The sequence below is a fragment of the Nocardia sp. 2TAF39 genome, assembly GCF_052114905.1.
GTDB lineage: Bacteria > Actinomycetota > Actinomycetes > Mycobacteriales > Mycobacteriaceae > Nocardia.
In genome coordinates this window covers 1-21,857 of the sequence record NZ_JBFRFQ010000026.1, presented here as the reverse complement: position 1 = coordinate 21,857, position 21,857 = coordinate 1, and the positions used below count along the sequence as shown (strand labels likewise).

The following is a 21,857-nucleotide window of genomic DNA, read 5'->3' as shown; positions in this document are numbered from 1 at the left end:
TCCCAGGGGCGCCCTCTGCGTGCCGGACTACCGCCGCCGTCTGGCCTGTCGCGCGCCGACCAGCAGGGCGAGAATCAGAATGATGCCGCCGACGATCAGCAGGGTATTTGTATTGACACGCCGGTCCTCCGCAGGGGGCGCGGCGGTATATCCGCTCCCACTCGCGGGTGGTGCGGCGACGGCGACATCGGTCTGCGTGGACTGGACGGTGGTCTCGCGCATATCACCGATCGTCGTGCCGCGGGGGAGCGCGAAACCGTAGTCGAGCAGGCGGGCTGCCTGTTCCCACGGGCGCAGCGGGCGCACATCGGCCTTCAATAAAGTGACGGCGAGCCTGCGGCCGTCACGCTGGGCGGCGACGACGAATGTCTGCCGCGCGTCGTCGGTGAACCCGGTCTTGCCGCCGAGGGTGCCCTCATAGTTGTAGAGCAGGTGGTTGTCGTTGGCGATGGCGAAGCCGGGGTGGTCGGTATCTCCGGGGATTCTCGGGTCCGCGGGATAGCCGGGGAAGTCGACCTGCTCGGTGTGGATCAGCTCGGCGAACAGCGGAATCGTCATGGCCTCGCGGAACAGCAGGGCCAGGTCGTAGGCTGAGGTGCTCATGCCGGGGCCATCCAGGCCGGAGGGACTGGCCGCGCGAGTGTCCAAGGCACGCAACGACTTCGCCACTTCGTTCATTTTCGCGACGGTTGCCGCGTCGCCGCCGAGCTGGGCGGCGATGGCGTGCGCCGCGTCGTTGCCGGAGGCCATGATCAGCGCCTGCAGCAGTTGCCGGTTGGTGTAGAGCCCGCCGGAACCGATACCGACCTTGGTGCCGTCGACGTCGGCGTCTGCTTGCGTGCCGACCACCACCTTGTCCAGATCCAGCGTTCGCAGTGCCACCGTGGCGAGCAGCACCTTGATCGTGCTGGCCGGCCGATAGCGTCCGTGCGGGTCCTTCGCCGCCAGCACCTCGCCGGTGTCCAGGTCGGATACGAGCCAGGCCGTCGCCGAAATGTCCTGTGGCACCGGTGGTGCGTCTTGTGGCAGTACCACACCGCAGTCGCCGAGTCGGGCGCCGCCGATCGGGGGTGTGGGGACCGGCAGCGGCGTCGGCGTCGGCTGTCCGGGCGCGGGCACCTCGGATTCGTCGATCGGCGCGGGCGGCTGCATCTTCTGCGGACAGCCGTCGGTGTTCGGGGTGGCGAACGGCGTGGTCGTGCTCGGCGCGGCGAGCGAGGGCGTGGCCGCCGACCCGATCGCGGCGATGGCCAGCACGGCGCCGACGCAGAGCGTGACGCGTCGACGGAACTCCCTGATCTTCATCGGCAGTGAGCCTAGCGAGCGATCGGCCTGGAGGCCGAAGGCGATCCAGATTACCGCTGACGTATTGACAGTTACTGCTAAATAGGAGTTACTATCAAAAAGTATTAACATTCACTTTCCGGAGGGCTTGATGAAATCCGACTCGACCCGCCGCTGGCTTGCCCTCGGCGCGCTGGCGGTGGCGATGCTCACCATTGGGCTCGATGTCACCGTGCTGACCGTGGCGCTGCCCACGCTCGCCGTCGACCTGAACGCGAATACCTCCGCGCTGCAGTGGTTCAGCAGCGCGTACACGCTGGCGCTGGCCGCCGTGATGCTGCCCGCCGGCGCGCTCGGCGACCGCTACGGCCGCAAGAAGTTCCTGCTTGCCGCGCTGCTGCTGTTTGGAGCCGCGTCTATCGCCTGCACCGTGTCCAGCTCGGCTGGTCAGCTCATCGCAGCGCGCGTCGTGCTCGGGATCGCGGCGGCGGCCATGATGCCGCTGTCGATGTCGGTGCTGCCCGCGATGTTCCCCGAGCCGGTTGAACGGCAGCGCGCGCTCACGATCTGGATCACCTCGACCGCGATCGGACTGCCGCTCGGCCCGATCGTGGGCGGCTGGCTGCTGCGCAACTTCTGGTGGGGCTCGGTGTTTTTGATCAACGTGCCGATGGTGGTGATCGGCGCGGTCGCCGTCGCCGTACTGGTGCCGGAATCACGTAGCGCCTACCGCTACCGCATCGATCTGCCCGGCGTCGTGCTGTCGGCAGCAGGCATGCTCGGACTCACGTACGGCTTCATTCGAATCGGCGAGGAGAGGTGGGGCGACGGACCCGCCTGGGCTACCGTCCTGGCCGCAGCGCTGCTACTCGGCGCGTTCCTGTTGTGGCAGCACAGGACGGCGCATCCACTGGTGGACCTCGCGCTCTTCGCCGCCGACGGATTCCGATGGGGCACAGCGTTTTCCATCATGGTGAACTTCGCCATGTTCGGCATGTTCTTCGCCGTTCCGCAGTACTTCCAGGCAGTGCTCGGCGTGGACGCGCTCGGCAGCGGCCTGCGGCTGCTTCCGCTGATCGGCGGATTGCTGGTCGGCAGCAGACTGGTGGACCGGGTGCTGCCGAAGCTGGGCATTCGCGTAGTGCTCACTGTGGGGTTCGCACTGCTCGCGGGCTCGCTCGCGCTGGGCGCGCTGACGACTGTGGACAGCGGGTACGGGTTCACTGCACTGTGGATCACGCTGCTCGGCGTGGGAATGGGCCTTGCGACGCCCGCGGCCATGGGTTTGGCGATGGGCGAGCTGACCGCCGAGCGCTCCGGGTCCGGGTCCGCGCTGCTGCAGGCACTGCGCCAGGGCGGCGGCACCATCGGCGTCGCGGTTCTCGGCACCGTCTTGTCCACCCGATACCGGTCGGAATTGGGTGAGCTGAATCGCGATCCGCTCGCCGACGGCGTCAACGCGGGCGTCGCGACCGCTGAGAAGCTCGGCGATCCGTCGATACTGCACCACGTGCAGAGCGCATTCGTCGGCGGAATGGGCGCGATGCTGTGGGCCTGTGCCGCACTCTGCCTGCTCTCGGCCGCGGTCGCCGCGGCGTTCGTCCGTGCGAAGCGACCCGTCGAGGTGGCCGAGCCTGGTACGGCAGAATCGATCCATGTCGGTTGAGCTACCCGCGAGTGGGACGGCGCAGGGTCTGCGCGAGCGGAAGAAGGAGCGAACCCGCCGGACGATTCGCCTGGAGGCGTTCCGGCTGTTCCGCGAGCAGGGCTACAACGAGACGACGATCGAGCAGATCGCCGCTGCCGCCGATGTCTCGCCGAGCACCTTCTTCCGCTACTTCCCGACCAAGGAGCAGCTGGTGCTCGCCGACGACCTCGACCCGGTGATCATCGACGCGCTGCGCCGCCAGCCGCGCGACGTCACGCCGATGGCCGCCTTCCGTAGCGCGGTGATCGAGGTCTTCGGGAATCTGCCTGCCGCCGAGATTGCCTTCGAGCAGGAGCGGCAGGCGCTGCTCTATCACGTACCTGAACTGCGGTCGGCCATCGGCTTGGAGATCATGCGCAGCATCGATCTCATCGCGGGTCTCTTGGCCGATCACATCGGCAGGTCCGCCGACGACTTCGAGGTGCGAGCGGCGGCGGGCGCGATGGCGGGCGCCGCCCTGGCCATTTCGACGATGACGCCGATGAACACCGAGAACATCACCCGCCTACTGGATTTCATGGATGCGGGCCTTCCGCTCGGACCAGGCCACGAGGCCGAGCAGGACTGAGGATCCGGCCGGTCGGATTCCGGTCCGCAGCCGCGGCTCGGGATCGAACCGGGGCACGTGGTGCCACCTACTGCGCGCCTGCGGTACTCGAGTGTGCCAGACGTTCGGTAGTGTCGTCGTTCACCGTCGCGAAGAAGCCGCCGATCACGTCCTCGATCTCGGCAATCGATTCCGCGCAGTAGAGGGTTGGCTGGTAGTGGGTGATGTCGTAGACCGCGCTGCCCATTTCGGCGACGTCGAGCGGGCGCAGCTCGGCGTGCCGGAACTCCTCGATCTCGCCGTAGGAGGACAGCAAACCTGCCCCATAGCACCGGATCTCGTCGCCTTCGCGGACAACGCCGAATTCCATCGAGAACCAGAACACGTTGGCGAGGAACTTCAGCGCGCTTTCACTGCTCAGCCTCCCCACGGCCGCGCCGACCTCGGCATAGACGGCCGCGAACCGGGGGCTGGCGATCTGGTTGGCGTGCCCGATGATCTCGTGGATGGCGTCCGGCTCCGGAGTGTACAGCGGTGCCGAGTGGTGCCGGATGTATTGCGTGGAGTGGAAGATCCGATCAGCGAATGAGCCGAAGAACTGCCGCAGCGGAACCAGGCCCGCGGCCGGGACATAGCGGAACCCGCTGAGCGGCGCGAGCGCCGCGGACACCTCGTCCAACTGCGGGATGTGATCGTTCGGCAGAGCGAGTGCTTCGGCCGCCGCGAGCACCTCCCCGCTGGCGTATGTGCGGTGCTTACGGGCGAGTTCGGCGGACACGATCCGCCACACCTGCTGTTCCTCATCGGTGTAGGCGATGTGGGGGAGCGGTGAGCCTGGTGTGTAGTTCAGCGCCAGCGCAGCGATAGCGTTGCGCCGGGCCCGATAGTCGGAGTCGTGCACGCCGGGATGTTCGTCACTCAGGTGCACCTTCACATCACCCTCGCCGGTGCGGGTCACCGGCGAGTACAACTGAGCCTCGCTGAACATACCTCGATGCAAGCACTGCTCGGCGCTTCCGACAACAAAAGCCCGTCCAGCTGGGCATATTGCCTAGCTGAACGGGCTTTTCCATGCGATTCCGGCAGAGGGGGTAGCTCAATGGGCTCTGATCAGTGGTGGGCGTGCAGCGAGTGCACCACCGCGTGCCCCTTGCCGCGCCCGATCATCCACTTGTTCACCGGGGTGGTCAGTACGAACGCCACCGCGAGGGAGAACACGAGGGTGGTCCAGAACAGCGCGCTGTCCAGGTGGGCGTCCATGGCGCCGGGGACGGCGAGGATCACGGCGTTGTCCACGATCTCCATCACCGTGATCGACACGGTGTCGGCCGCGAGTGCCGTGGTGACGGCAGCGGCTAGGGGCAGGCCCGCCTTCAGCACGCCGCGCATGGTGAACGCGTAGCCGAACAGGAACGCCAGCACGATGGCCAGGACCGTCGTCGAGGCGTTGTTCCAGCCGAGCGCGGTGCCGATCACCATGCCGAGAATCTCGCCGATGGCACAGCCGGTCAGGCAGTGCAGTGTCGCCGCGGCCGCCGTCCGCCAGGTAGCCGGAGCGTACCGACCGGCATGGTCTTCGGCAGTGTGTGTCGCATGTGCGGAGTGGAAAACGTGTTCTCTGGACCGCTCGTACCTGTACTCCATGCGCCTTACTATACCCCCGTAAGGTATCTATTCGGAAGATGGAGTTCGCGATTTGCCAGACATGAGCGGGCCTCGTGCCGCAAGATAACGAAAGGATGAAGGAGGGCGCATGAAATCCGTGCGGATCGATCTCGACCAGAAGTTACTCGACGACGCGGCCGCCATCATGGGTACGTCGACGAGCCACGCCACCGTCAACGAGGCTCTGCGCCGAATCGTCGTGCACGAGCGCCAGCTGCACCACCTCGAAAAGTTGGCTGCCAACGCGTTCTTCGACCTACCCGAGTCGGGGGCGGTAGCAGTCGACCGATAGCCGCCGCGGACCACGCAACCTGCTGCCGGGCGGTTGGAGGGCCACCCACGGCACCGTGCATCGTGTGCGCGGGACGTGTCGGTGGGGGCTGGCAGAATCCGGGGGACTGTTGATGCGGCCGAGGGGTGGAATTATGGCGGTCTCTCTTGTCGATGTGCCTGCCGCGCAGCGGCCGCGGGAGCGATTGGTGGCGCTCGGGCCGCAGGCGCTCACCGATGTGGAGCTGCTCGCGCTGTTGTTGCGGCACGGCAGGCGTGGCGCGAGTGCGTTGGATCTGGCAGTGGAATTGCTGGTCGAGCACGGTGGGCTCGCGGGGTTGGCGGCGGCGCGCCCGGAGGAGTTGGTACGCGGGGCCGGGGTCGGCGTGGCGAAGGCGTCCGCCATCATCGCTGCGTTCCATCTGGGCGCGCGAGCGCGGGGCGAAGAGGATGCGTCGATCCGGCTGGCCACTCCCGCCGACGTGGCCTCAGCCGCCCGGCCGCTGTTCGCCGGGGCGCGGGTGGAGCGGCTGCTCGTCTTGGTGTGTGATGCGCAGAACCGGTTGCGGCGCAAGGTGTTCGTCGCGGAAGGCGCCGTCGACCAGGTCGCCGTCCCGGTGCGGGAGATCATGAACACGGTCCTGCGGCACGACGGCCGCGCCTTCGCCGTAGTACACAACCACCCCTCGGGCGACCCGACCCCCAGCGTGGACGACCGGCGCGCCACCACCTTTCTCACCGAGGCGGCCCACACGGTGGGCCTGCGATTCCTCGACCATGTGGTGATCGCGGGAGAGGAATGGGCCAGTGCATCCGGGTTACCGGCGTGCTGACGGGTAGGTCCACCCCGGACTGAGCAACCGGCGCGAGAGCGAAAGCCGCCACCATCGAAAGATGGAGGCGGCCTTCTTTCTTCGAGACCGGAGGGTCAGCGGGTGAACAGCAGTGCGCGCTTGACTTCCTGGATGGCCTTGGTGACTTCGATACCACGAGGGCACGCGTCGGTGCAGTTGAAGGTGGTGCGGCAGCGCCAGACGCCTTCGACGTCGTTGAGGATGTCGAGGCGTTCGCGGGCGGCTTCGTCCCGGCTGTCGAAGATGAAGCGGTGCGCGTTCACGATCGCGGCCGGGCCGAAGTAGCTGCCGTCGCTCCAGTACACGGGGCAGGAGGTGGTGCAGCAGGCACAGAGGATGCACTTGGTGGTGTCGTCGAACCGGGCGCGATCGGCCTGGCTCTGGATGCGTTCGCGGGTGGGCTCGTTACCCGAGGTGATCAGGTAGGGCTTGACGGCGCGGAACGCGTCGAAGAACGGCTCCATGTTCACCACGAGGTCCTTTTCCACGGGAAGGCCGCGGATCGGCTCGACGGTGACGGTGACGGACTTGCCGTCCTTGGGCAGCATGTCCTTCATCAGCACCTTGCACGCCAGCCGGTTGACGCCGTTGATGCGCATCGCATCGGAACCGCAGACGCCGTGCGCGCAGGAGCGGCGGAAGGTGAGCGTGCCGTCGAGGTAGGACTTGATGTAGATCAGCACGTTCAGGAAACGGTCGGTCGTCAGGACCGGCACCTGGAAGGACTCCCAGTGCGCGCCCTTGTCGTCCTCCGGGTTGAACCGGGCCACCTTGACGGTGATCATCACCGAGCCCTCGGGGACCGGTGCGGGAGCCTGTGTCGCGGGTGCTTCGGCTACAGCAGTCATCAGTACTTACGCTCCATCGGCTCGTAACGGGTCTGCACCACCGGCTTGAAGTCGAGACGGATGTCCGAGAGGAGACCCGAGCCCTCCTTGTAGGCCATCGTGTGCCGCATGAAGTTGACGTCGTCGCGGTGCGGGTAGTCCTCGCGGGCGTGGCCGCCGCGCGTTTCCTTGCGGTTGAGCGCACCGACCACGGTGACCTCGGCCAGCTCGAGCAGGAAGCCGAGTTCGACGGCCTCGAGCAGGTCGCTGTTGTACCGCTTTCCCTTGTCCTGCACCGTGATCCGCGCGTAGCGCTCCTTGAGCGCGTGGATGTCGGTGAGGGCCTGCTTGAGCGTGTCCTCGGTGCGGAAAACCGAGGCGTTGTTGTCCATCGAGCGCTGCAGCTCGGTGCGGATGTCGGCCACCCGCTCGTTGCCGTGCTCGCTCAGCAGCATGGCCAGCCAGTCCTGCACCATCTGCGCCGGCTGCTCCGGCAGCTCCACGAAGTCGCTGCGCTGCGCGTACTCCGCGGCGGCGATGCCCGCGCGGCGACCGAATACGTTGATGTCCAGCAGCGAGTTGGTGCCGAGGCGGTTGGCGCCGTGCACCGAGACGCACGCGCACTCGCCCGCCGCGTACAGGCCGGGCACCACGTCGGAGTTGTTGCGCAGCACCTCGCCGCGGATCCGGGTCGGGATGCCACCCATCACGTAGTGACAGGTCGGGAACACCGGCACCAGTTCCTTCACCGGGTCCACGCCGAGGTAGGTGCGGGCGAACTCGGTGATGTCGGGCAGCTTCTCCTCGAGCACGTCCTCGCCGAGGTGGGTCACGTCGATGTAGACGTAGTCCTTGTTCGGCCCCGCGCCGCGGCCTTCCAGCACCTCGAGCACCATCGAGCGGGCCACGATGTCGCGCGGCGCGAGGTCTTTGATGGTGGGGGCGTAGCGCTCCATGAAGCGCTCGCCGTCGGCGTTGCGCAGGATGCCGCCCTCGCCGCGGACCGCCTCGGAGATCAGGATGCCGAGGCCGGCAAGACCTGTCGGGTGGAACTGGTGGAACTCCATGTCCTCCAGCGGCAGACCCTTGCGGAACACGATCGCCATGCCGTCGCCGGTCAGCGTGTGCGCGTTCGAGGTGGTCTTGTACATCCGGCCCGAGCCGCCGGTGGCGAACACGATCGACTTGGCGTGGAAGACATGGATGTCGCCGGTGGCCAGCTCGTAGGCGACGACACCGGTCGCGACCGGGCCGCGGTCGGTCTCGGTGAGCACCAGATCCAGCACGTAGAACTCGTTGTAGAACTCCACGTCGTGTTTGACGCAGTTCTGGTAGAGCGTCTGCAGGATCATGTGGCCGGTGCGGTCGGCGGCGTAGCACGCGCGGCGGACCGGGGCCTTGCCGTGGTCGCGGGTGTGGCCGCCGAAGCGGCGCTGGTCGATCTTGCCTTCGGGCGTGCGGTTGAACGGCAGGCCCATCTTCTCCAGGTCGAGCACCGCGTCGATGGCTTCCTTGGCCATGATTTCCGCGGCGTCCTGGTCGACCAGGTAGTCACCACCCTTGACGGTGTCGAAGGTGTGCCATTCCCAGTTGTCCTCTTCGACGTTGGCCAGCGCGGCACACATGCCACCCTGGGCAGCGCCGGTGTGGCTGCGGGTCGGGTACAGCTTGGTCAGCACCGCCGTCCGAACACGCGGGCCCGCCTCGATCGCGGCACGCATACCCGCGCCACCCGCGCCGACGATTACGACGTCGTAGCGATGCTCCTGAATCCGGGATTCACTCATGCCTGCACCTCGCTGCGCTCGGCTCCGGCATGTGCGAAGCACGCTGAGTCGATGATTCGTTCGCTGCGCTCACTCATGGAGGTGGCCCGTTCCTAACTGATGTTGGGGTCGAAGGTGAAGATGACGTAGGTGCCCACGCCCATGATCAGGATCATCGAGATGGCCAGCAGCGTGTTCAGCCAGAACCGGGTCGAGTCCTTGCGGGAGTAGTCCGCGATCACGGTGCGCAGCCCGTTGCCGCCGTGCAGTTGGGCGAGCCACAGCATGGTCAGGTCCCAGAACTGCCAGAACGGGCTGGACCAGCGACCGGCCACGAAGGCGAAGTTGAGGCGCTTCACACCACCGTCGAGCAGCAGCATGATCGACATGTGGCCGAACACGAGCACGATCAACAGCAGGCCGGAGAAGCGCATGAACAGCCACGCGTACTTCTCGAAGTTGTTGTTCGAGCGGGCGCGCGGCGAGCGGGGCAGATCCAGGCTGGCCGGACGGTCGTACGACTTCCCGATGACAGGTGCGGTCATTGTGTCAGTGCTCCGTGAACAGGTAGAAGAACTGGCGTCCGATCGCGGGAACCGCCAGCAGGAACCAGATCGCGAGGATGACCCAGAGCATCAGGCGCTGGTATTTCGGGCCCTTGGACCAGAAGTCCACCAGGATCACGCGGACGCCGTTGAGCGCGTGGAACAGCACGACGGCGACAAGGCCCATCTCCATCAGCGCGACGATGGGGTTCTTGTAGGTCTCGATCGCCTCGTTGTAGGTATCGGGGCTGACCCGCACCAGCGCGGTATCCAGGACATGAACGAAGAGGAAGAAGAAGATGGCGACGCCGGTGATCCGGTGCAGTGCCCATGACCACATTCCGGGGTCGCCTCGGTACAGCGTCTTCCGCTTCGGCTGGGCCGAAGCTTCAATCGTGGTCATAGCGTGCGGTCGCCTCCAACGTCGTTGATGGACCCGGTTGCAGGTCCGACGCCGGCGCCGTTGGGGGGCGAATGCCCAGGTGGCAGCACTTTGGCCCGCCGAAGGGAACCTGAACCGATCTGTTGTGGACTCTAATCCTCTCTCGGTGCCGGAACTAATTCGGAGTGCCGTGCGTTGCGCGACAATCGGCCGGGTTAGGTTTACCTTTCTTGATATGCGCGGGGTTCTGTCGTTGCCCTTGCGCGGCCATGTTCGGCCCAGTTCGAGAGGGGTTCCCCGTGTCGCAAATCGACTGGAATGTCTTGCGTGACAACGCTATTCGAATTATGTATAACGCCTATGCGCCGTACTCGCGGTTTCCGGTCGGCGCCGCCGCCCTCAGTAGCGATGGCCGAATTGTGAGCGGCTGCAATGTGGAGAATGTCTCATATGGGTTAGGCCTGTGTGCCGAATGTGTACTGATCGGTAACTTTATCGCGGGTGGCGGAGGGCGTCTTCTGGCAGTCTCCGTGACCGATTCCCGCGGCGAAATCCTCATGCCTTGTGGTCGCTGCCGCCAATTGCTTTATGAGCACGGCGGCGCCGAGCTCCTGGTCGATCACCAGGCCGGAGCGGTGCCGCTGCGCGCGCTTCTTCCGGACGCCTTCGGCCCCGACGACCTGGACGCCGGGCAGGTGTGAGCCGAACTGGTCAGCAGTCGGCCTCGAGCGCCGCGTCGACATCGGCGTCGGCGGGCACGATGCGGTGCGGCTGATCGATGCCGCCGGTAAGAATCAGGGATCCGCGTCGCCTCGTGCCAGACTGACGGATGTGACGGCACTGGACGCGGTTTCGATCATCACGACCAAGCGCGACGGAGGGGAACTGTCCGACGCGCAGATCGACTGGGTGATCAACGGATTCACCCGCGGCGAGGTCGCCGACGAGCAGATGTCGGCGCTGGCCATGGCGATCGTGTGGCGGGGTATGACGCGGCGCGAGACGGCCAGGTGGACGGCCGCGATGATCGCCTCGGGGCAGCGCATGGACTTCACCGACCTGTCGCGCCCGACGGTGGACAAACACTCGACCGGCGGGGTCGGCGACAAGATCACGCTTCCGCTGGCGCCGTTGGTCGCCGCGTGTGGCGCCGCGGTGCCGCAGCTGTCGGGGCGCGGGCTCGGGCACACCGGAGGGACGCTGGACAAGCTGGAGGCAATTCCCGGTTGGCAGGCGGACGTGGCGGTACCGCGGATGCGCGACATCCTGGCAGACCCAGGCATCGGCGCGGTGGTCTGCGCGGCGGGCGCGGATCTCGCACCGGCGGACAAGCGGCTCTATGCCCTGCGCGACGTTACCGGCACGGTCGAATCGATCCCGCTGATCGCCAGCTCGATCATGAGCAAGAAGATCGCCGAGGGCACCGCGGCGCTGGTGCTCGACGTCAAGGTCGGCTCCGGCGCCTTCCTGAAGACCCTCGACGGCGCGCGCGAACTGGCCACGGCCATGGTGGAACTGGGCACCGACGCGGGCGTGCGGACGGTCGCGCTGCTCACCACCATGGACACCCCGCTCGGCCGCGCCGCGGGCAACGCACTGGAAGTGGCGGAATCGGTGGAGGTGCTCGCGGGCGGCGGACCCGCCGACGTTGTCGAGCTGACGCTGACCCTGGCGCGCGAGATGGTGGCGCTGGCCGGACTGGAGATCGATCCCGCCGATGTGCTCGCCGACGGCCAGGCGATGGACCACTGGCGCGCGATGGTCCGCGCCCAGGGCGGCGACCCGGACGCGCCGCTGCCCATCGCGAAGCACACCGAGACCATCCGGGCCGAGCGCGACGGTGTGCTGACCCGGCTCGACGCGCTCGGCGTCGGCCTTGCCGCCTGGCGGCTCGGTGCGGGCCGTGCGCGGCAGGGCGACCCGGTCCAGTTCGGCGCGGGCGTCGAAATGCACGCCAAGCCAGGCGATTCCGTGACGGCGGGGCAGCCGTTGCTCACCATGCACACCGATACCCCTGCGGCATTCGCGGGTGCCTCGGCAGCCCTGCACGATGCCGTCACCGTCGAGGCCGCTGCCCCGCTCTCGCCGGCCCCGCTGATCCTCGGACGCATCGGAGCCTGATCTGCGCCGGACGTGGCGCACCGCGGCGGTTCGGCGTGCCGTTGTGAACCGGGCTGAGTCGGACCGGCAACGAGATGGTTGCCACGGAGAAGTCCGCTGCCGTTTCGGCGTGGTGCGGCTACCGTCGACACATGACTGGACCGATGCCTCTGACTCTCGCCTCGATCCGCCAAGCGCCCAAAGCGCTGCTGCACGATCACCTCGACGGTGGTCTGCGGCCGGCTACGGTGCTCGAGCTCGCCGCGACCTGCGGCTACGACGAACTACCCGCGACCGACGCCACCGCGCTCGGAGCCTGGTTCCGCGACGCGGCCGACAGTGGCTCGCTCGAGCGGTACCTCGAGACCTTCGCGCACACCGTCGCCGTGATGCAGACCCCGGAGGGTCTGCGCCGGGTTGCCCGTGAATGCGCCGAGGACCTCGCCGCCGACGGCGTGGTGTACGCCGAGGTTCGCTTCGCTCCCGAGCAACACTTGGAGCGCGGGCTGACGCTGGACGAGGTGGTCGACCACACCCTCGCCGGTTTCCGCGAGGGCGAGGCGGCAGCCGCGGAACAGGGCCACACCATCGTGGTGACGTGTCTGCTCACCGCCATGCGGCACGCGGCGCGCTCGCGGGAGATCGCGGAGCTGGCGGTGCGATTCCGCGACCGCGGCGTCGGCGGCTTCGACATCGCGGGCGCGGAGGCGGGCTTCCCGCCCAGCCGGCACCTCGACGCGTTCGAGTACATGCGTGCCAACAGCGCGCACTTCACAATCCACGCGGGCGAGGCGTTCGGTCTCCCGTCCATCCATGAGGCGCTCGCATTCTGCGGGTGCGACCGGCTCGGTCACGGAGTACGGATCACCGACGACATCAGCGCGCCAGGCGCGGTCGAGGACGCGCGGCTCGGACTGGTGGCGAAATACGTGCGGGACATGCGCATTCCGCTGGAACTGTGTCCTTCGTCGAACGTGCAGACCGGCGCCGTGCCTTCGTTGGACAAGCATCCGTTCGACCTGCTTGCCCGGCTGCGCTTCCGTGTCACGGTGAACACCGACAACCGGCTGATGAGCGACACCAGCATGAGCCGGGAGATGCTCAAGTTGGTCGAGACATTCGGTTACGGCTGGAGTGATCTGGAGCGGTTCACCATCAATGCCATGAAGTCGGCATTCATCCCGTTCCCCGAGCGGCTGCGCATCATCGACGACATCATCAAGCCCGGCTACGCCGTGCTGATCGGATAGCTGTGTTTATGGCCGCGCGGGCGCGGCGGGTTCGCGGCCCCCTTGTGGCTCGCGTCCGAGCGGCCGCCGCTGGCGACTTCGTCGCGGACGCGGCGGCCGCTCGGACGCGAGCCGGGCCGCGAACGGGCAATGCTCGGTCTCGCTGCGCTCGGAAGTGGGGGTTTGCGGCGAGTAGTTGCGTGAGGCGGTAACCGCGGCATTGGGTGCGTCATGTCTGGCTCGCAGCGCGCGTCGGGCCGAGTGGAGCCAGGGGTAGCCGCAGGTCGGGCGCTGCCGGACTGTGTCTGCCCGCTGCCCGCTGCCCGCGCCGGGCAAGGTAGAGGTAGCCACTTCTAGGCGCTGCCGGACTRTGTCCGCCGGCCGCTTGCTTCGGGCCGAGTGGAGGCAGGGGTAGTCGTCTGTCGGACCGTGCCGGACTGTGTCTGTCCGCTGCCCGGGCCGGGCCGGGCCGGGCAAGGCAGGGGTAGCCCACCTTTAGTCGCTGCCGGACTGTGTCCGCCGGCCGCTTGCTTCGGGCCGAGTGGAGGCAGGGGTAGTCGTCTGTCGGACACAGCCGGGCTGTGTCTGCCCGCAGCCCGCGTCGAGGTAGTTGCCTACTGCCGGTCGAGTCGGGACTCGAGATTGCGTTCCAGCTCGCGCCAGGTCTGCGCCTCGGCGGTGAACGGCGGGTTGGGCGCCATCCGGGTCGGGTCCGGGTTCAGCAGGTAGGAGATGTACCAGCCGAGCGGAGTGGACTGCGCCAGCGCCTGCTCGACGGTGTCGTCGTCGGCGTAGTCGGCGGCGTCGGTGAACAGTTCGACGGCCAGGTCGAGCTGTTCGATGTCGACCGCCTCCGGCCCCTCGGCCAGGTCGTCGGCCAGGCCGGGCAGCACGTAGACGTTCTCGTCCGTGACCTCGACCTCGAGGGAGCCGTCGACCGCTGCGGTCTGCACGTCGGTGAACGTGCTCACCCGGGCAAGGTCGTGTTCGTGGTCGTCGGCGAGATAGCGGGCCAGTGCACGCTCGGCGGAGAAGACCGTGATCGAGCCCTTGGCGCCGAGGAAGATCGGTTCGTCATCGAGGTAACAGCGCAGCGTGAAGAAGCTGCCCTCGGAGGTGACGATCTTGACCGGGTCGATGCCGACTTCGTTCCAGAACGACTCGTCCTCTTCGTCCTCCTCGTCTTCCTCATCGAGGTCGACGGACTCGAACTCCTCGTCCTCCTCGCTGTCGGACGCGTCGTCGGCGTCGACCACGTTCTCCTCGGCGGCGAGCAGCTCGGCCTCCGCGACAGCGACCGCCTCTGCGTCCACCTCCGGGGTCTGGACCACGGAGTCGATGGCGTCCAGGACGTCGTCCCAGCCCTTGGCGATCGCGGCGCCGATCTGATCCCACAGCTCCTCGCCGTCGCGCCCGACGAATGCGCTGACCCCGCCGGGCAGGGCACCGAGCACCGGGTGCGAACCGAAGAACTTGGTCACCGTCTCCAGCTCGCAGACCTCGCCGATGTTGCGCACCATGCCGAGGGTGTCCTCCAACTCGGCGACAGTGTCCACGTCGGGGTTGCCCGCGGCCAGTTCCGGCACCGCGACCAGATCGAAGGTGAAGTTCTCCTCCGGCTCTAGTTCGACCGCCGAGAGGCCGGCGACGACCTTCCACGCCGGATGGTCGACGAGGTCGTTGTCGGAGTTGGTGCGGATGAACGCGGCCAGTTCCGCAACGGAGTCGAAACCGTAGAGGGAGTCCTCGTGCCCGAGGAATGCCTCCCACTCGTCGTCACCATCTCGCCAGCGCGGTGCCCACAGGGTGACGAGATCGCCGTCGGTCAGGCCGAGCTCGATCGGGACGATGTCTCCAGAAGCCATGAGCGGAAGCCTATCGACCTTCCGCGTCAGGCACTATCCGGCCCGCCCCCATTTGTTCCTCCGGGCTCCTGCCCGGCCGGAACGAATGACTCGTTCAGTGTCGCAACGACCTTCGAGCGCTGCGCGCCGGCATCCTCGGCGGCCCGCCTGCATGCCCAGACGATCAGCTGTCCGACCTCGGCGGGCGGCAACGACGTGACCGATTCCGCCAGGCTCAAACCGACCAGCGCACCATCGCTGTTCACCTCGACGCCGACCGAGCCGTCCTCGGTGATGAACCGTCCGCGCACCTGCTTCAGGCCGAACAGCGCCGCCTCCAGCGCTTCCAGTTTCTGGGTCGCCGACGCGACCAGGGTGTCCATTTCCGCACTCATACCGGCCTCATCCAGCTCGTCGGTCCTGTGTCCGCGTCGTCGATGCGGTCCAGCTCGTCCACCGCCTGCTGACGAGTTGGCAGGCCGAGCCGATCCAGAATGTCGGCGGGCATGCCCGCCTCGGCGAGCAGTTCGCGCCGTCGCGCCCGCGCCGCGATAGCCGAGCGCTGGGTGAGCCGCAGGATCTCGTTGGCGAGAGACTGCGCACCATAACGGTATTCGCTCCGCTCGAACTCGATCTCCACCGGCATGCCCTGATCCGTCGCCCGCACCGAGATGGTGCCCGAGCGGTTGCTGCTGCTCGCCACCGTGACGTTGGGGACCTGCGGTCGGGTCATGCCGTCGGCCTGTAGAAGCCGTAGAAGTCCATGCCTGAATTCTCCGTTCGAATCGAGCTGATCTGGACCGGGTCACCCGCCTCGACGAATTGCCCGTTGCCGACCACCATGGCCACATGGCCGTCCCAGATCGCGAGGTCGCCGGGCATCAGGTCACCGGCGGATACCGGTGTGGCCCCGTTGCCCTGATCGGCTGCGAGCCGGGGCAGGTCGACACCCGCCTCGCCGTAGGCATACTTGGTGAGCCCGCTGCAGTCCAGCCCCGCTCCGGGACTGTTGCCACCCCAGACGTAGGGGGTGCCGACGGCGCCGATCGCCGAGCGGACCGCCGTCGCGGCCTGCTCGTTCGGCGCCTCCACGATGCTGCCGTCGGGCAGCGTGATCTTCACGCCTTTGCCGTCGGCGGGCCTTCCCGACGAGCCGGTGTCGGGCCGGGGCGTACTGGTGCCGGGACTTCGTTGGGACTGCAGCGAGGGGCGCGGTGAACTCATCGCGGTGCTCATCATCTGGCCCGCGCCGGTGAACACGCCGGACGCGGTGGACGCCAGTTGCTGCACGGCGGGGGCGGAGACGGGCAGACCGGCGGGCGGGGTCGGCGGCGGCGGGGTGAGGTCGTTCATCGATGCGGTATGCGTGTGCAGCTCGTTCTGCACCCGGCCGACCACGTTGAGCGCCTGGCCGAGGTGGTCGATCGCCGAGCCGACGATCACTGTCAGCCCCTCGGGCGTCGCCAGTGCGGGGCCCATGCTCGCCGCGGTGTTCACGAACGACTGGGCGATGCCGGTGAGTTCCTTCTGGCCCGTCTCGACCTCGGCCGCGGCCTGGTTCACCACGGTGGCCATGTCATTGCCACGATCGGAGATCGTGGCCGCGGAGGTCTGCACCCGTAGTGCCTTGGCGGTGGCGGCGTCGGCGGCGCGGCCGTCCCACGCGGCGTTCATGCCGTTGATGCTGTCGCGACCCATCTGGTGGATCTGGTCGACCACGGTCGAGGTGTCGCGCAGTGCGTCGGCGGGGCCACCGGTGGGCAATACGCCGGTGCCGAAGCTGGCGAGCAGATCGAAGAGCGGCTTGGCCAGCGCGTTGACGTCGATCACAGACTCACTCCAGTTCGGTCGCCGCGTTCCGCAGCGCGCTCGCGTGGGACGTATCGGTCTCGGTGAGCACAGTTGCCGCGCCGGCGGCCGCGCCACCCATACTGGCGAGTACCGCCGAGAGCTGGCCGATCGAGGCGATGTGCCCGGCGTGCGCCGCGGTGTAGGCGGCCATGAAATCGCCGCCGATGAGGCCCATGATCGGACCGAGTAACACCGGCTCGGCCGCCGTCGCACTAACCCCCGCTGCCGCCATCTCGGCCGCCATGACCTGGGCGGTGGCACCATAGGCTGCGATACCCTCGGTGTCCGCCGACATCTTTCGCATCAGAGCTTCCCCCATCTGTTGTTCCCAGGCAGAGTACGTCATCCACTTGATTCGACGCGCGCTCTTCCCGTTCGGTTCCGCCGGTTCGCAAAAAATCGGGCGGAGTTCGGCGACAGACCCCGACCGACCTTATCGTTCCCTCATGCGCACCCACACCGTGGACCATCCACTCGTCACCGCACTGCTCACGACGATGCGGGACAAGCGAACGGCGAACGCGGCTTTCCGTGCCGCGCTGCGCGATCTCACCGGAATCCTGATCTACGAGGCGCTGCGCGATGCGCCGGTCGAGCGGTTCGAGATCGTCACGCCGGTCGCCGACACCGAGGGCATCCGGCTGGCCGAGCCGCCGCTGCTGGTTCCGGTGTTGCGTGCCGGGCTCGGCATGGTCGACGCGGCCGCCGAGCTGATCCCCGACGCCAGGGTCGGGTTCGTCGGCATCGCCCGCGACGAAGCGACCCACCAGCCGGTCCCCTACATGCAGTCGCTGCCCGCCGACCTCGCGGGGCTGCCGGTCTTCGTGCTCGACCCGATGCTGGCCACCGGCGGCTCGATGCGCCATACGCTGGAATTGCTCACCGCGCGCGGCGCCACCGACATCACCGCTCTGTGCGTCGTCGCGGCCCCGGAGGGCATCGCGGCACTGGCTGATTCGGGTCTTCCGGTGCGGCTCGTCACCGCCGCCGTCGACGCGGGACTGAACGAGAACGCCTACATCGTGCCCGGCCTCGGTGACGCGGGCGATCGGCAGTTCGGCCCGCGGTGAGCCATCCACGCGGCGGGCCTGCGCCCACGGGTCAGAGTGTTCGGCAGAAGTCGCGCAGCGCCGAAAGCCGCACTTGCGCATCGGCTCGCGCGACGGCCAGATCCGCGCGCGTGGCGACCGGCTCGACCACTTCCAGGTAGCACTTGAGCTTCGGCTCGGTGCCCGAGGGACGGACCACCAGGCGCGACGAGCCGCCCTCGAAGATCAGCGCGTCGGTCCGCATCCGGCCGCGAACCTGCAGCTGGTCGGTGTATTTCACCGGCTCACCCGCGATTTCGTCCGGCGGATTCGCCCGAAGCCGTGTGACCACCGCGGCGGCGTCCTCGGCCGACGCCAGCCGCAGCGCGAGTTGGCCGCCGGCGTGCAGGCCGAATTCGACGGCGTAGTCATCGAGTTCGTCGCCGAGGGTACGGCCCGCGGCCTTCAGCCGGGCCACCAGATCGGCGGTCAGCACGGCGGCGGAGATGCCGTCCTTGTCTCGGACGGTCGCAGGGTCGACACAGTGCCCGATCGCCTCTTCGTAGGCATACACCAGGCCGTCGCCCGCGCGGGCCAGCCATTTGAAGCCGGTGAGGGTTTCCGCGTAACGTCCACCGCGGGCGGGAGCCAGCTTGGACAGCAGCCGGGACGACACGATTGTCGTGGCCACGAGCGCACCGGGACGCGCGGTGCGCAGCGCGTCGTCGCCTAACAGCACGCCTGTTTCGTCGCCGCGCAGCATCCGCCAGGTGTAGTCGGGCAGCGGGATCCCTACCGCGCACCGGTCTGCGTCCGGGTCGAGCGCGATTGCCAGGTCGGCGTCGACCCGGGCGGCCAGCGCGAGCAGCAGATCGGTGGCGCCGGGCTCCTCCGGGTTCGGGAAGGCGACGGTGGGGAAGTCGGGGTCGGGCTCGAACTGCTGGTCGACCACATGGATGTCGGTGAATCCCGCCGCGGTGAGCGCTTGTACGGCGAGATCGCCGCCGACGCCGTGTAGCGGGGTGAGCGCGATCCTGATCCCCGCGCGCTCGCCGGTACCGCCGATCAGCGTGGGCAGTTCGGTCACCCGGTGCAGATAGTGCCGCACCACATCGTCGTCCGCGGCGGCGACCGGCGTGCGGGCGACCGGCTCGGTGACTGCCTCGATGCAGCGCTCGATTTCGGTGTCGGCCGGGGCGATCAACTGCGCGCCACCGTCGAGGTACACCTTGTAGCCGTTGTCGGTGGCCGGGTTGTGCGACGCGGTGATCTGCACGCCAGCGACGGCACCCAGCTCGCGCACGGCATACGCGACCACCGGCGTGGGCAGCGGACGCGGCAGCAGCGTCACCGGAAAGCCCGCAGCGGCAAAGATTTCCGCAGTCGCCGCAGCGAATTCGGCGGACCCGTGCCTGGCATCGCATCCGACGACCACCGCGCCGCCGCCGAGGCAGCGGCCGCGCAGCCAGTCGACGATCCCAGCGGTCGCTCTGGTCACCGTCGTGACGTTCATGCCGTCCGGGCCATCCTGCAGCGGCCCGCGCAGGCCGGCCGTGCCGAAGCGCAGCATCTACACCCGTTCCAGCACGCCGCGCAGCAGTTTGCCGAGCCGCGGCGCTGCGGCGTGGCCCTCGGCAAGCACCTCGGCGTGCGACAGGTGCGAACCTGTGACGCCCGCGGCGAGGTTGGTGACCAGCGAGATGCCGAGCACCTTCGCGCCGAGTGCGCGGCAAGCGATCGCCTCCAGCACCGTGGACATCCCGACCAGATCCGCGCCGATCGTGCGCAGCATCCGGATCTCGGCCGGGGTCTCGTACTGCGGACCGGTCAGACCCGCGTACACGCCCTCCGTCAGACTCGGATCGAGTTCCTTTGCCAGGGCGCGCAATTCGGGATCCCACGCGTCGACCAAGTCGACGAAAGTCGCGCCGGTCAGCGGCGTGCGGCCGGTCAGGTTGAGGTGATCGCTGATCAGGACCGGGTCCCCCACCTGGAGGCCGGGACGGATGCCACCCGCGGCGTTGGTGAGCACGACGATCTCCGCGCCCGCGGCGACGGCAGCGGTCACCGGGTGTACCACGTCGGTGGGTTGGTAACCCTCGTAGAGATGCTGGCGGCCCATCAGCACCAGCACGGCGGTGTTGTCCACCTCGACGGAGTGGATTACGCCGACGTGGCCCTGCGCGCTCGGCGTTCCGAACCCCGGTAGCTCCGGCATCGGCACCGACGCGCGCGGCGACCCGATCTCAGCGGCCGCGTCCTGCCAGCCTGATCCCAGCACCACCGCGACCCGGTGGCGCGGCACTCCCGTACGTTCGGCGATCGCCTCGGCGGCCTGTTCGGCAAGCATGATCGTCACGATAGTGGTGTTTGTTTCGCAGCGACAGCCACACAACGGCGAGCCGCGCGGATCACGGCGCACCCCAATGCCGCGGTTGCCGCCTCACCGCAACTACTCGGCCCAACCCCCGCTTCCGAGCGTAGCGAGATCGAGCGTTTCCTGTTCGCGGCCCGGCTCGGGTCCGAGTGGTCGTCGGGTTTGCGACGAGGTCCAGTGGYGGTCGCTTCGCGTACGAGCTGCGGCAGGGGCGCGAATACTCGGCGTAAAGAGCGGACAAATCAATATCGAGTTCGCCAGCCGACGCGACCGCATTGGTCGCGCTCCGAGTTCCGAGCGTAGCGAGATCGAGCGTTTCCTGTTCGCGGCCCGGCTCGGGTCCGAGTGACCGTTGCGTCCGCGACGAAGTCGCCAGCAGCGGTCGCTCGGACGCGAGCCAATAGGGGGCCGCGAACACGCAGCGCCGCAGGCGCTGCCAAACAAACACAGCCCCTACCCGCGAGTAGGGTTGTCGGCGCATACCCGATACGCTGCACGCATGCCGCATCTGGAACGTGAAGGGGAAGTGTTCGTCGTCTACCTCGGCAACGAAGGGCAGACCGACAGCGAGAACCGCTTCCACCCGAACTGGATCGATGAATTCCACCGGTTGCTGGACCAGGTCGAGAGCTCCGAGGGGCCCGCGGCGCTGGTAACCACCGCCAGCGGAAAGTTCTACAGCAACGGCCTGGACACCGATTGGCTGTTCGGCAACCTGGACAAGATGCACGGCTACCTGGACCGCGTGCACTCGCTCTACACCCGCCTCCTGGCTTTCCCGATGCCGACCGTCGCCGCGATCAACGGCCACGCGTTCGGTGCCGGCGCTATGCTGGCCACCTCGCACGATTTCCGGGTGATGCGCGCCGACCGCGGCTTCTGGTGCCTGCCCGAGGTGCACCTCGGCATGCCTTTCACCGTCGGGATGAACGCCCTGCTCGCCGAGCGGCTGACCAACCAGGTCTGCGTCCAGGCGATGACCACCGGACACCGTTACCCGGCCGACGAAGCGATCGCCGCAGGCATCGTGGACGGCAAGGCGGATGCGCCTACGTTGCTCCCGACCGCGATCGAGCGGGCTGGGGCACTCGCCGGCAATCGCAAGCCGAATCTGCCGGTGATCAAGCGCGCGCTGCACGCGAAGGCACTGGCTGGCCTCGCGGTACCGACCGCCCCGGAGAACCTGGCCTTCGCGGCTGGCTGACCCGGTGTTCGCTGTTATCCGCATCGGCGAACACCCAGGTCGTGCGGCCACCGCCGCAAAGCAACCACATCGGCCGAACGCCCGAGCGTAGCGAGACCAAGCTTTCCCCCGTTCACGGCCAGGCTCGCGTCCGCCGTCGCGTTGCGACGAAGTCGCCGGTGGCGGCCCCCGCGGTGTATGGGCTGCGGCGGGGGTGGCGAATGCTCGGTGCAGAGGGTGGGCGAATCAATGCTGAGTTCGCCGGCTGACGTGACCGCATCGGCGGCACTCCTGGTTTCGAGCGTAGCGAGATCGAGCATTCGCTGTTCGTGGCCCGGTTCGTGTTCGGGTGGTGGTGTTTGTGACGAAGTCGCCGGTGGCGGCTCCCACGGTGTAT

General features: G+C 67.8%; 23 protein-coding genes. 9 read left to right on the top strand and 14 right to left on the bottom strand.

Annotated features, from left to right (window positions below):
* Window positions 1-27: 27 nt before the first annotated feature.
* Window positions 28-1,305: a D-alanyl-D-alanine carboxypeptidase family protein gene (locus AB4Z47_RS17780; protein WP_441952099.1), complete on the bottom strand. Its 1,278-nt coding sequence runs from the start codon at window positions 1,303-1,305 to the stop codon at window positions 28-30.
* 130 nt (window positions 1,306-1,435) lie between these two features.
* Here AB4Z47_RS17780 and AB4Z47_RS17775 point away from each other — a divergent pair, with 130 nt between their 5' ends.
* Window positions 1,436-2,950: an MFS transporter gene (locus AB4Z47_RS17775; protein ID WP_441952097.1), complete on the top strand. Its 1,515-nt coding sequence runs from the start codon at window positions 1,436-1,438 to the stop codon at window positions 2,948-2,950.
* Window positions 2,940-3,560, top strand: a complete 621-nt coding sequence (locus tag AB4Z47_RS17770; protein WP_441952095.1) for an acyl-CoA-like ligand-binding transcription factor — start codon at window positions 2,940-2,942, stop codon at window positions 3,558-3,560. The genes AB4Z47_RS17775 and AB4Z47_RS17770 overlap by 11 nt, the downstream gene beginning before the upstream one ends.
* Before the next feature lie 67 nt (window positions 3,561-3,627).
* On the opposite strand, the gene AB4Z47_RS17765 is transcribed toward AB4Z47_RS17770, so the two are convergent.
* Together AB4Z47_RS17765 and AB4Z47_RS17760 are read right to left on the bottom strand one after the other, a co-directional pair.
* Window positions 3,628-4,527, bottom strand: coding sequence for a phenylalanine 4-monooxygenase (locus AB4Z47_RS17765; protein WP_441952093.1), 900 nt, complete (start codon window positions 4,525-4,527; stop codon window positions 3,628-3,630).
* Window positions 4,528-4,649: 122 nt separating this feature from the next.
* Entirely contained in the window at window positions 4,650-5,183 is a 534-nt protein-coding gene (locus AB4Z47_RS17760) for a DUF4396 domain-containing protein (RefSeq protein WP_441952092.1), read from the bottom strand.
* Window positions 5,184-5,292: 109 nt separating this feature from the next.
* On the opposite strand from AB4Z47_RS17760, the gene AB4Z47_RS17755 reads away from it, so the two are divergent.
* The gene (locus tag AB4Z47_RS17755) at window positions 5,293-5,496 is read left to right on the top strand and encodes a type II toxin-antitoxin system VapB family antitoxin (RefSeq protein ID WP_441952090.1); all 204 of its coding nucleotides are present in this window, start codon (window positions 5,293-5,295) and stop codon (window positions 5,494-5,496) included.
* A gap of 133 nt (window positions 5,497-5,629) precedes the next feature.
* Window positions 5,630-6,307 carry a JAB domain-containing protein gene (locus tag AB4Z47_RS17750; protein WP_441952089.1) on the top strand — a complete coding sequence of 226 codons (678 nt, stop codon included), beginning with the start codon at window positions 5,630-5,632 and terminating at the stop codon, window positions 6,305-6,307.
* A gap of 95 nt (window positions 6,308-6,402) precedes the next feature.
* Here AB4Z47_RS17750 and AB4Z47_RS17745 read toward each other — a convergent pair whose 3' ends face one another.
* From AB4Z47_RS17745 to sdhC, 4 genes are all read right to left on the bottom strand, one after another.
* Window positions 6,403-7,176: a succinate dehydrogenase iron-sulfur subunit gene (locus tag AB4Z47_RS17745; RefSeq protein WP_441952087.1), complete on the bottom strand. Its 774-nt coding sequence runs from the start codon at window positions 7,174-7,176 to the stop codon at window positions 6,403-6,405.
* On the bottom strand, window positions 7,176-8,942 hold the full coding sequence (sdhA, locus tag AB4Z47_RS17740; protein WP_441952086.1) for a succinate dehydrogenase flavoprotein subunit: 1,767 nt from the start codon (window positions 8,940-8,942) through the stop codon (window positions 7,176-7,178). The genes AB4Z47_RS17745 and sdhA overlap by 1 nt, the downstream gene beginning before the upstream one ends.
* Before the next feature lie 92 nt (window positions 8,943-9,034).
* Window positions 9,035-9,466: a succinate dehydrogenase hydrophobic membrane anchor subunit gene (locus tag AB4Z47_RS17735; protein WP_441952085.1), complete on the bottom strand. Its 432-nt coding sequence runs from the start codon at window positions 9,464-9,466 to the stop codon at window positions 9,035-9,037.
* Between the two features lie 4 nt (window positions 9,467-9,470).
* Window positions 9,471-9,869, bottom strand: a complete 399-nt coding sequence (sdhC, locus tag AB4Z47_RS17730; RefSeq protein ID WP_441952083.1) for a succinate dehydrogenase, cytochrome b556 subunit — start codon at window positions 9,867-9,869, stop codon at window positions 9,471-9,473.
* A gap of 278 nt (window positions 9,870-10,147) precedes the next feature.
* On the opposite strand from sdhC, the gene AB4Z47_RS17725 reads away from it, so the two are divergent.
* The 3 genes from AB4Z47_RS17725 (at window position 10,148) to AB4Z47_RS17715 (ending at window position 13,198) form a co-directional block, all read left to right on the top strand.
* The gene (locus tag AB4Z47_RS17725; RefSeq protein ID WP_441952081.1) at window positions 10,148-10,549 is read left to right on the top strand and encodes a cytidine deaminase; all 402 of its coding nucleotides are present in this window, start codon (window positions 10,148-10,150) and stop codon (window positions 10,547-10,549) included.
* Between the two features lie 130 nt (window positions 10,550-10,679).
* Complete coding sequence (locus AB4Z47_RS17720; RefSeq protein WP_441952080.1) at window positions 10,680-11,969, top strand: thymidine phosphorylase; 1,290 nt, start codon at window positions 10,680-10,682, stop codon at window positions 11,967-11,969.
* 131 nt (window positions 11,970-12,100) lie between these two features.
* On the top strand, window positions 12,101-13,198 hold the full coding sequence (locus tag AB4Z47_RS17715; protein WP_441952078.1) for an adenosine deaminase: 1,098 nt from the start codon (window positions 12,101-12,103) through the stop codon (window positions 13,196-13,198).
* Window positions 13,199-13,791: 593 nt separating this feature from the next.
* Here the strand turns inward: AB4Z47_RS17715 and AB4Z47_RS17710 are convergent.
* Genes AB4Z47_RS17710 through AB4Z47_RS17690 form a run of 5 tightly spaced genes read right to left on the bottom strand, consistent with a single transcriptional unit; the run spans window position 13,792 to window position 17,218 of the window.
* Window positions 13,792-15,042, bottom strand: coding sequence for a primosomal protein (locus tag AB4Z47_RS17710; RefSeq protein WP_441952076.1), 1,251 nt, complete (start codon window positions 15,040-15,042; stop codon window positions 13,792-13,794).
* A 26-nt stretch (window positions 15,043-15,068) separates the two neighbouring features.
* The gene (locus AB4Z47_RS17705) at window positions 15,069-15,416 is read right to left on the bottom strand and encodes a YbaB/EbfC family nucleoid-associated protein (RefSeq protein WP_441952074.1); all 348 of its coding nucleotides are present in this window, start codon (window positions 15,414-15,416) and stop codon (window positions 15,069-15,071) included.
* Window positions 15,413-15,754, bottom strand: a complete 342-nt coding sequence (locus AB4Z47_RS17700; protein WP_441952073.1) for a hypothetical protein — start codon at window positions 15,752-15,754, stop codon at window positions 15,413-15,415. The genes AB4Z47_RS17705 and AB4Z47_RS17700 overlap by 4 nt, the downstream gene beginning before the upstream one ends.
* Entirely contained in the window at window positions 15,751-16,851 is a 1,101-nt protein-coding gene (locus AB4Z47_RS17695; RefSeq protein ID WP_441952071.1) for a C40 family peptidase, read from the bottom strand. Before AB4Z47_RS17695 ends, AB4Z47_RS17700 begins: the two co-directional genes overlap by 4 nt.
* A 4-nt stretch (window positions 16,852-16,855) precedes the next feature.
* A complete protein-coding gene (locus tag AB4Z47_RS17690; RefSeq protein WP_441952069.1) occupies window positions 16,856-17,218 on the bottom strand; it encodes a hypothetical protein in 363 nt (120 codons plus the stop codon).
* 100 nt (window positions 17,219-17,318) lie between these two features.
* Here AB4Z47_RS17690 and upp point away from each other — a divergent pair, with 100 nt between their 5' ends.
* A complete protein-coding gene (upp, locus tag AB4Z47_RS17685) occupies window positions 17,319-17,942 on the top strand; it encodes a uracil phosphoribosyltransferase (RefSeq protein WP_441952067.1) in 624 nt (207 codons plus the stop codon).
* Between the two features lie 31 nt (window positions 17,943-17,973).
* On the opposite strand, the gene AB4Z47_RS17680 is transcribed toward upp, so the two are convergent.
* Window positions 17,974-19,470: a phospho-sugar mutase gene (locus AB4Z47_RS17680; RefSeq protein ID WP_441952065.1), complete on the bottom strand. Its 1,497-nt coding sequence runs from the start codon at window positions 19,468-19,470 to the stop codon at window positions 17,974-17,976.
* Window positions 19,471-20,250 carry a purine-nucleoside phosphorylase gene (locus tag AB4Z47_RS17675; RefSeq protein ID WP_441952063.1) on the bottom strand — a complete coding sequence of 260 codons (780 nt, stop codon included), beginning with the start codon at window positions 20,248-20,250 and terminating at the stop codon, window positions 19,471-19,473.
* A gap of 526 nt (window positions 20,251-20,776) precedes the next feature.
* Here AB4Z47_RS17675 and AB4Z47_RS17670 point away from each other — a divergent pair.
* Window positions 20,777-21,481, top strand: coding sequence for an enoyl-CoA hydratase-related protein (locus tag AB4Z47_RS17670; protein ID WP_441952061.1), 705 nt, complete (start codon window positions 20,777-20,779; stop codon window positions 21,479-21,481).
* Window positions 21,482-21,857 lie beyond the last annotated feature (376 nt).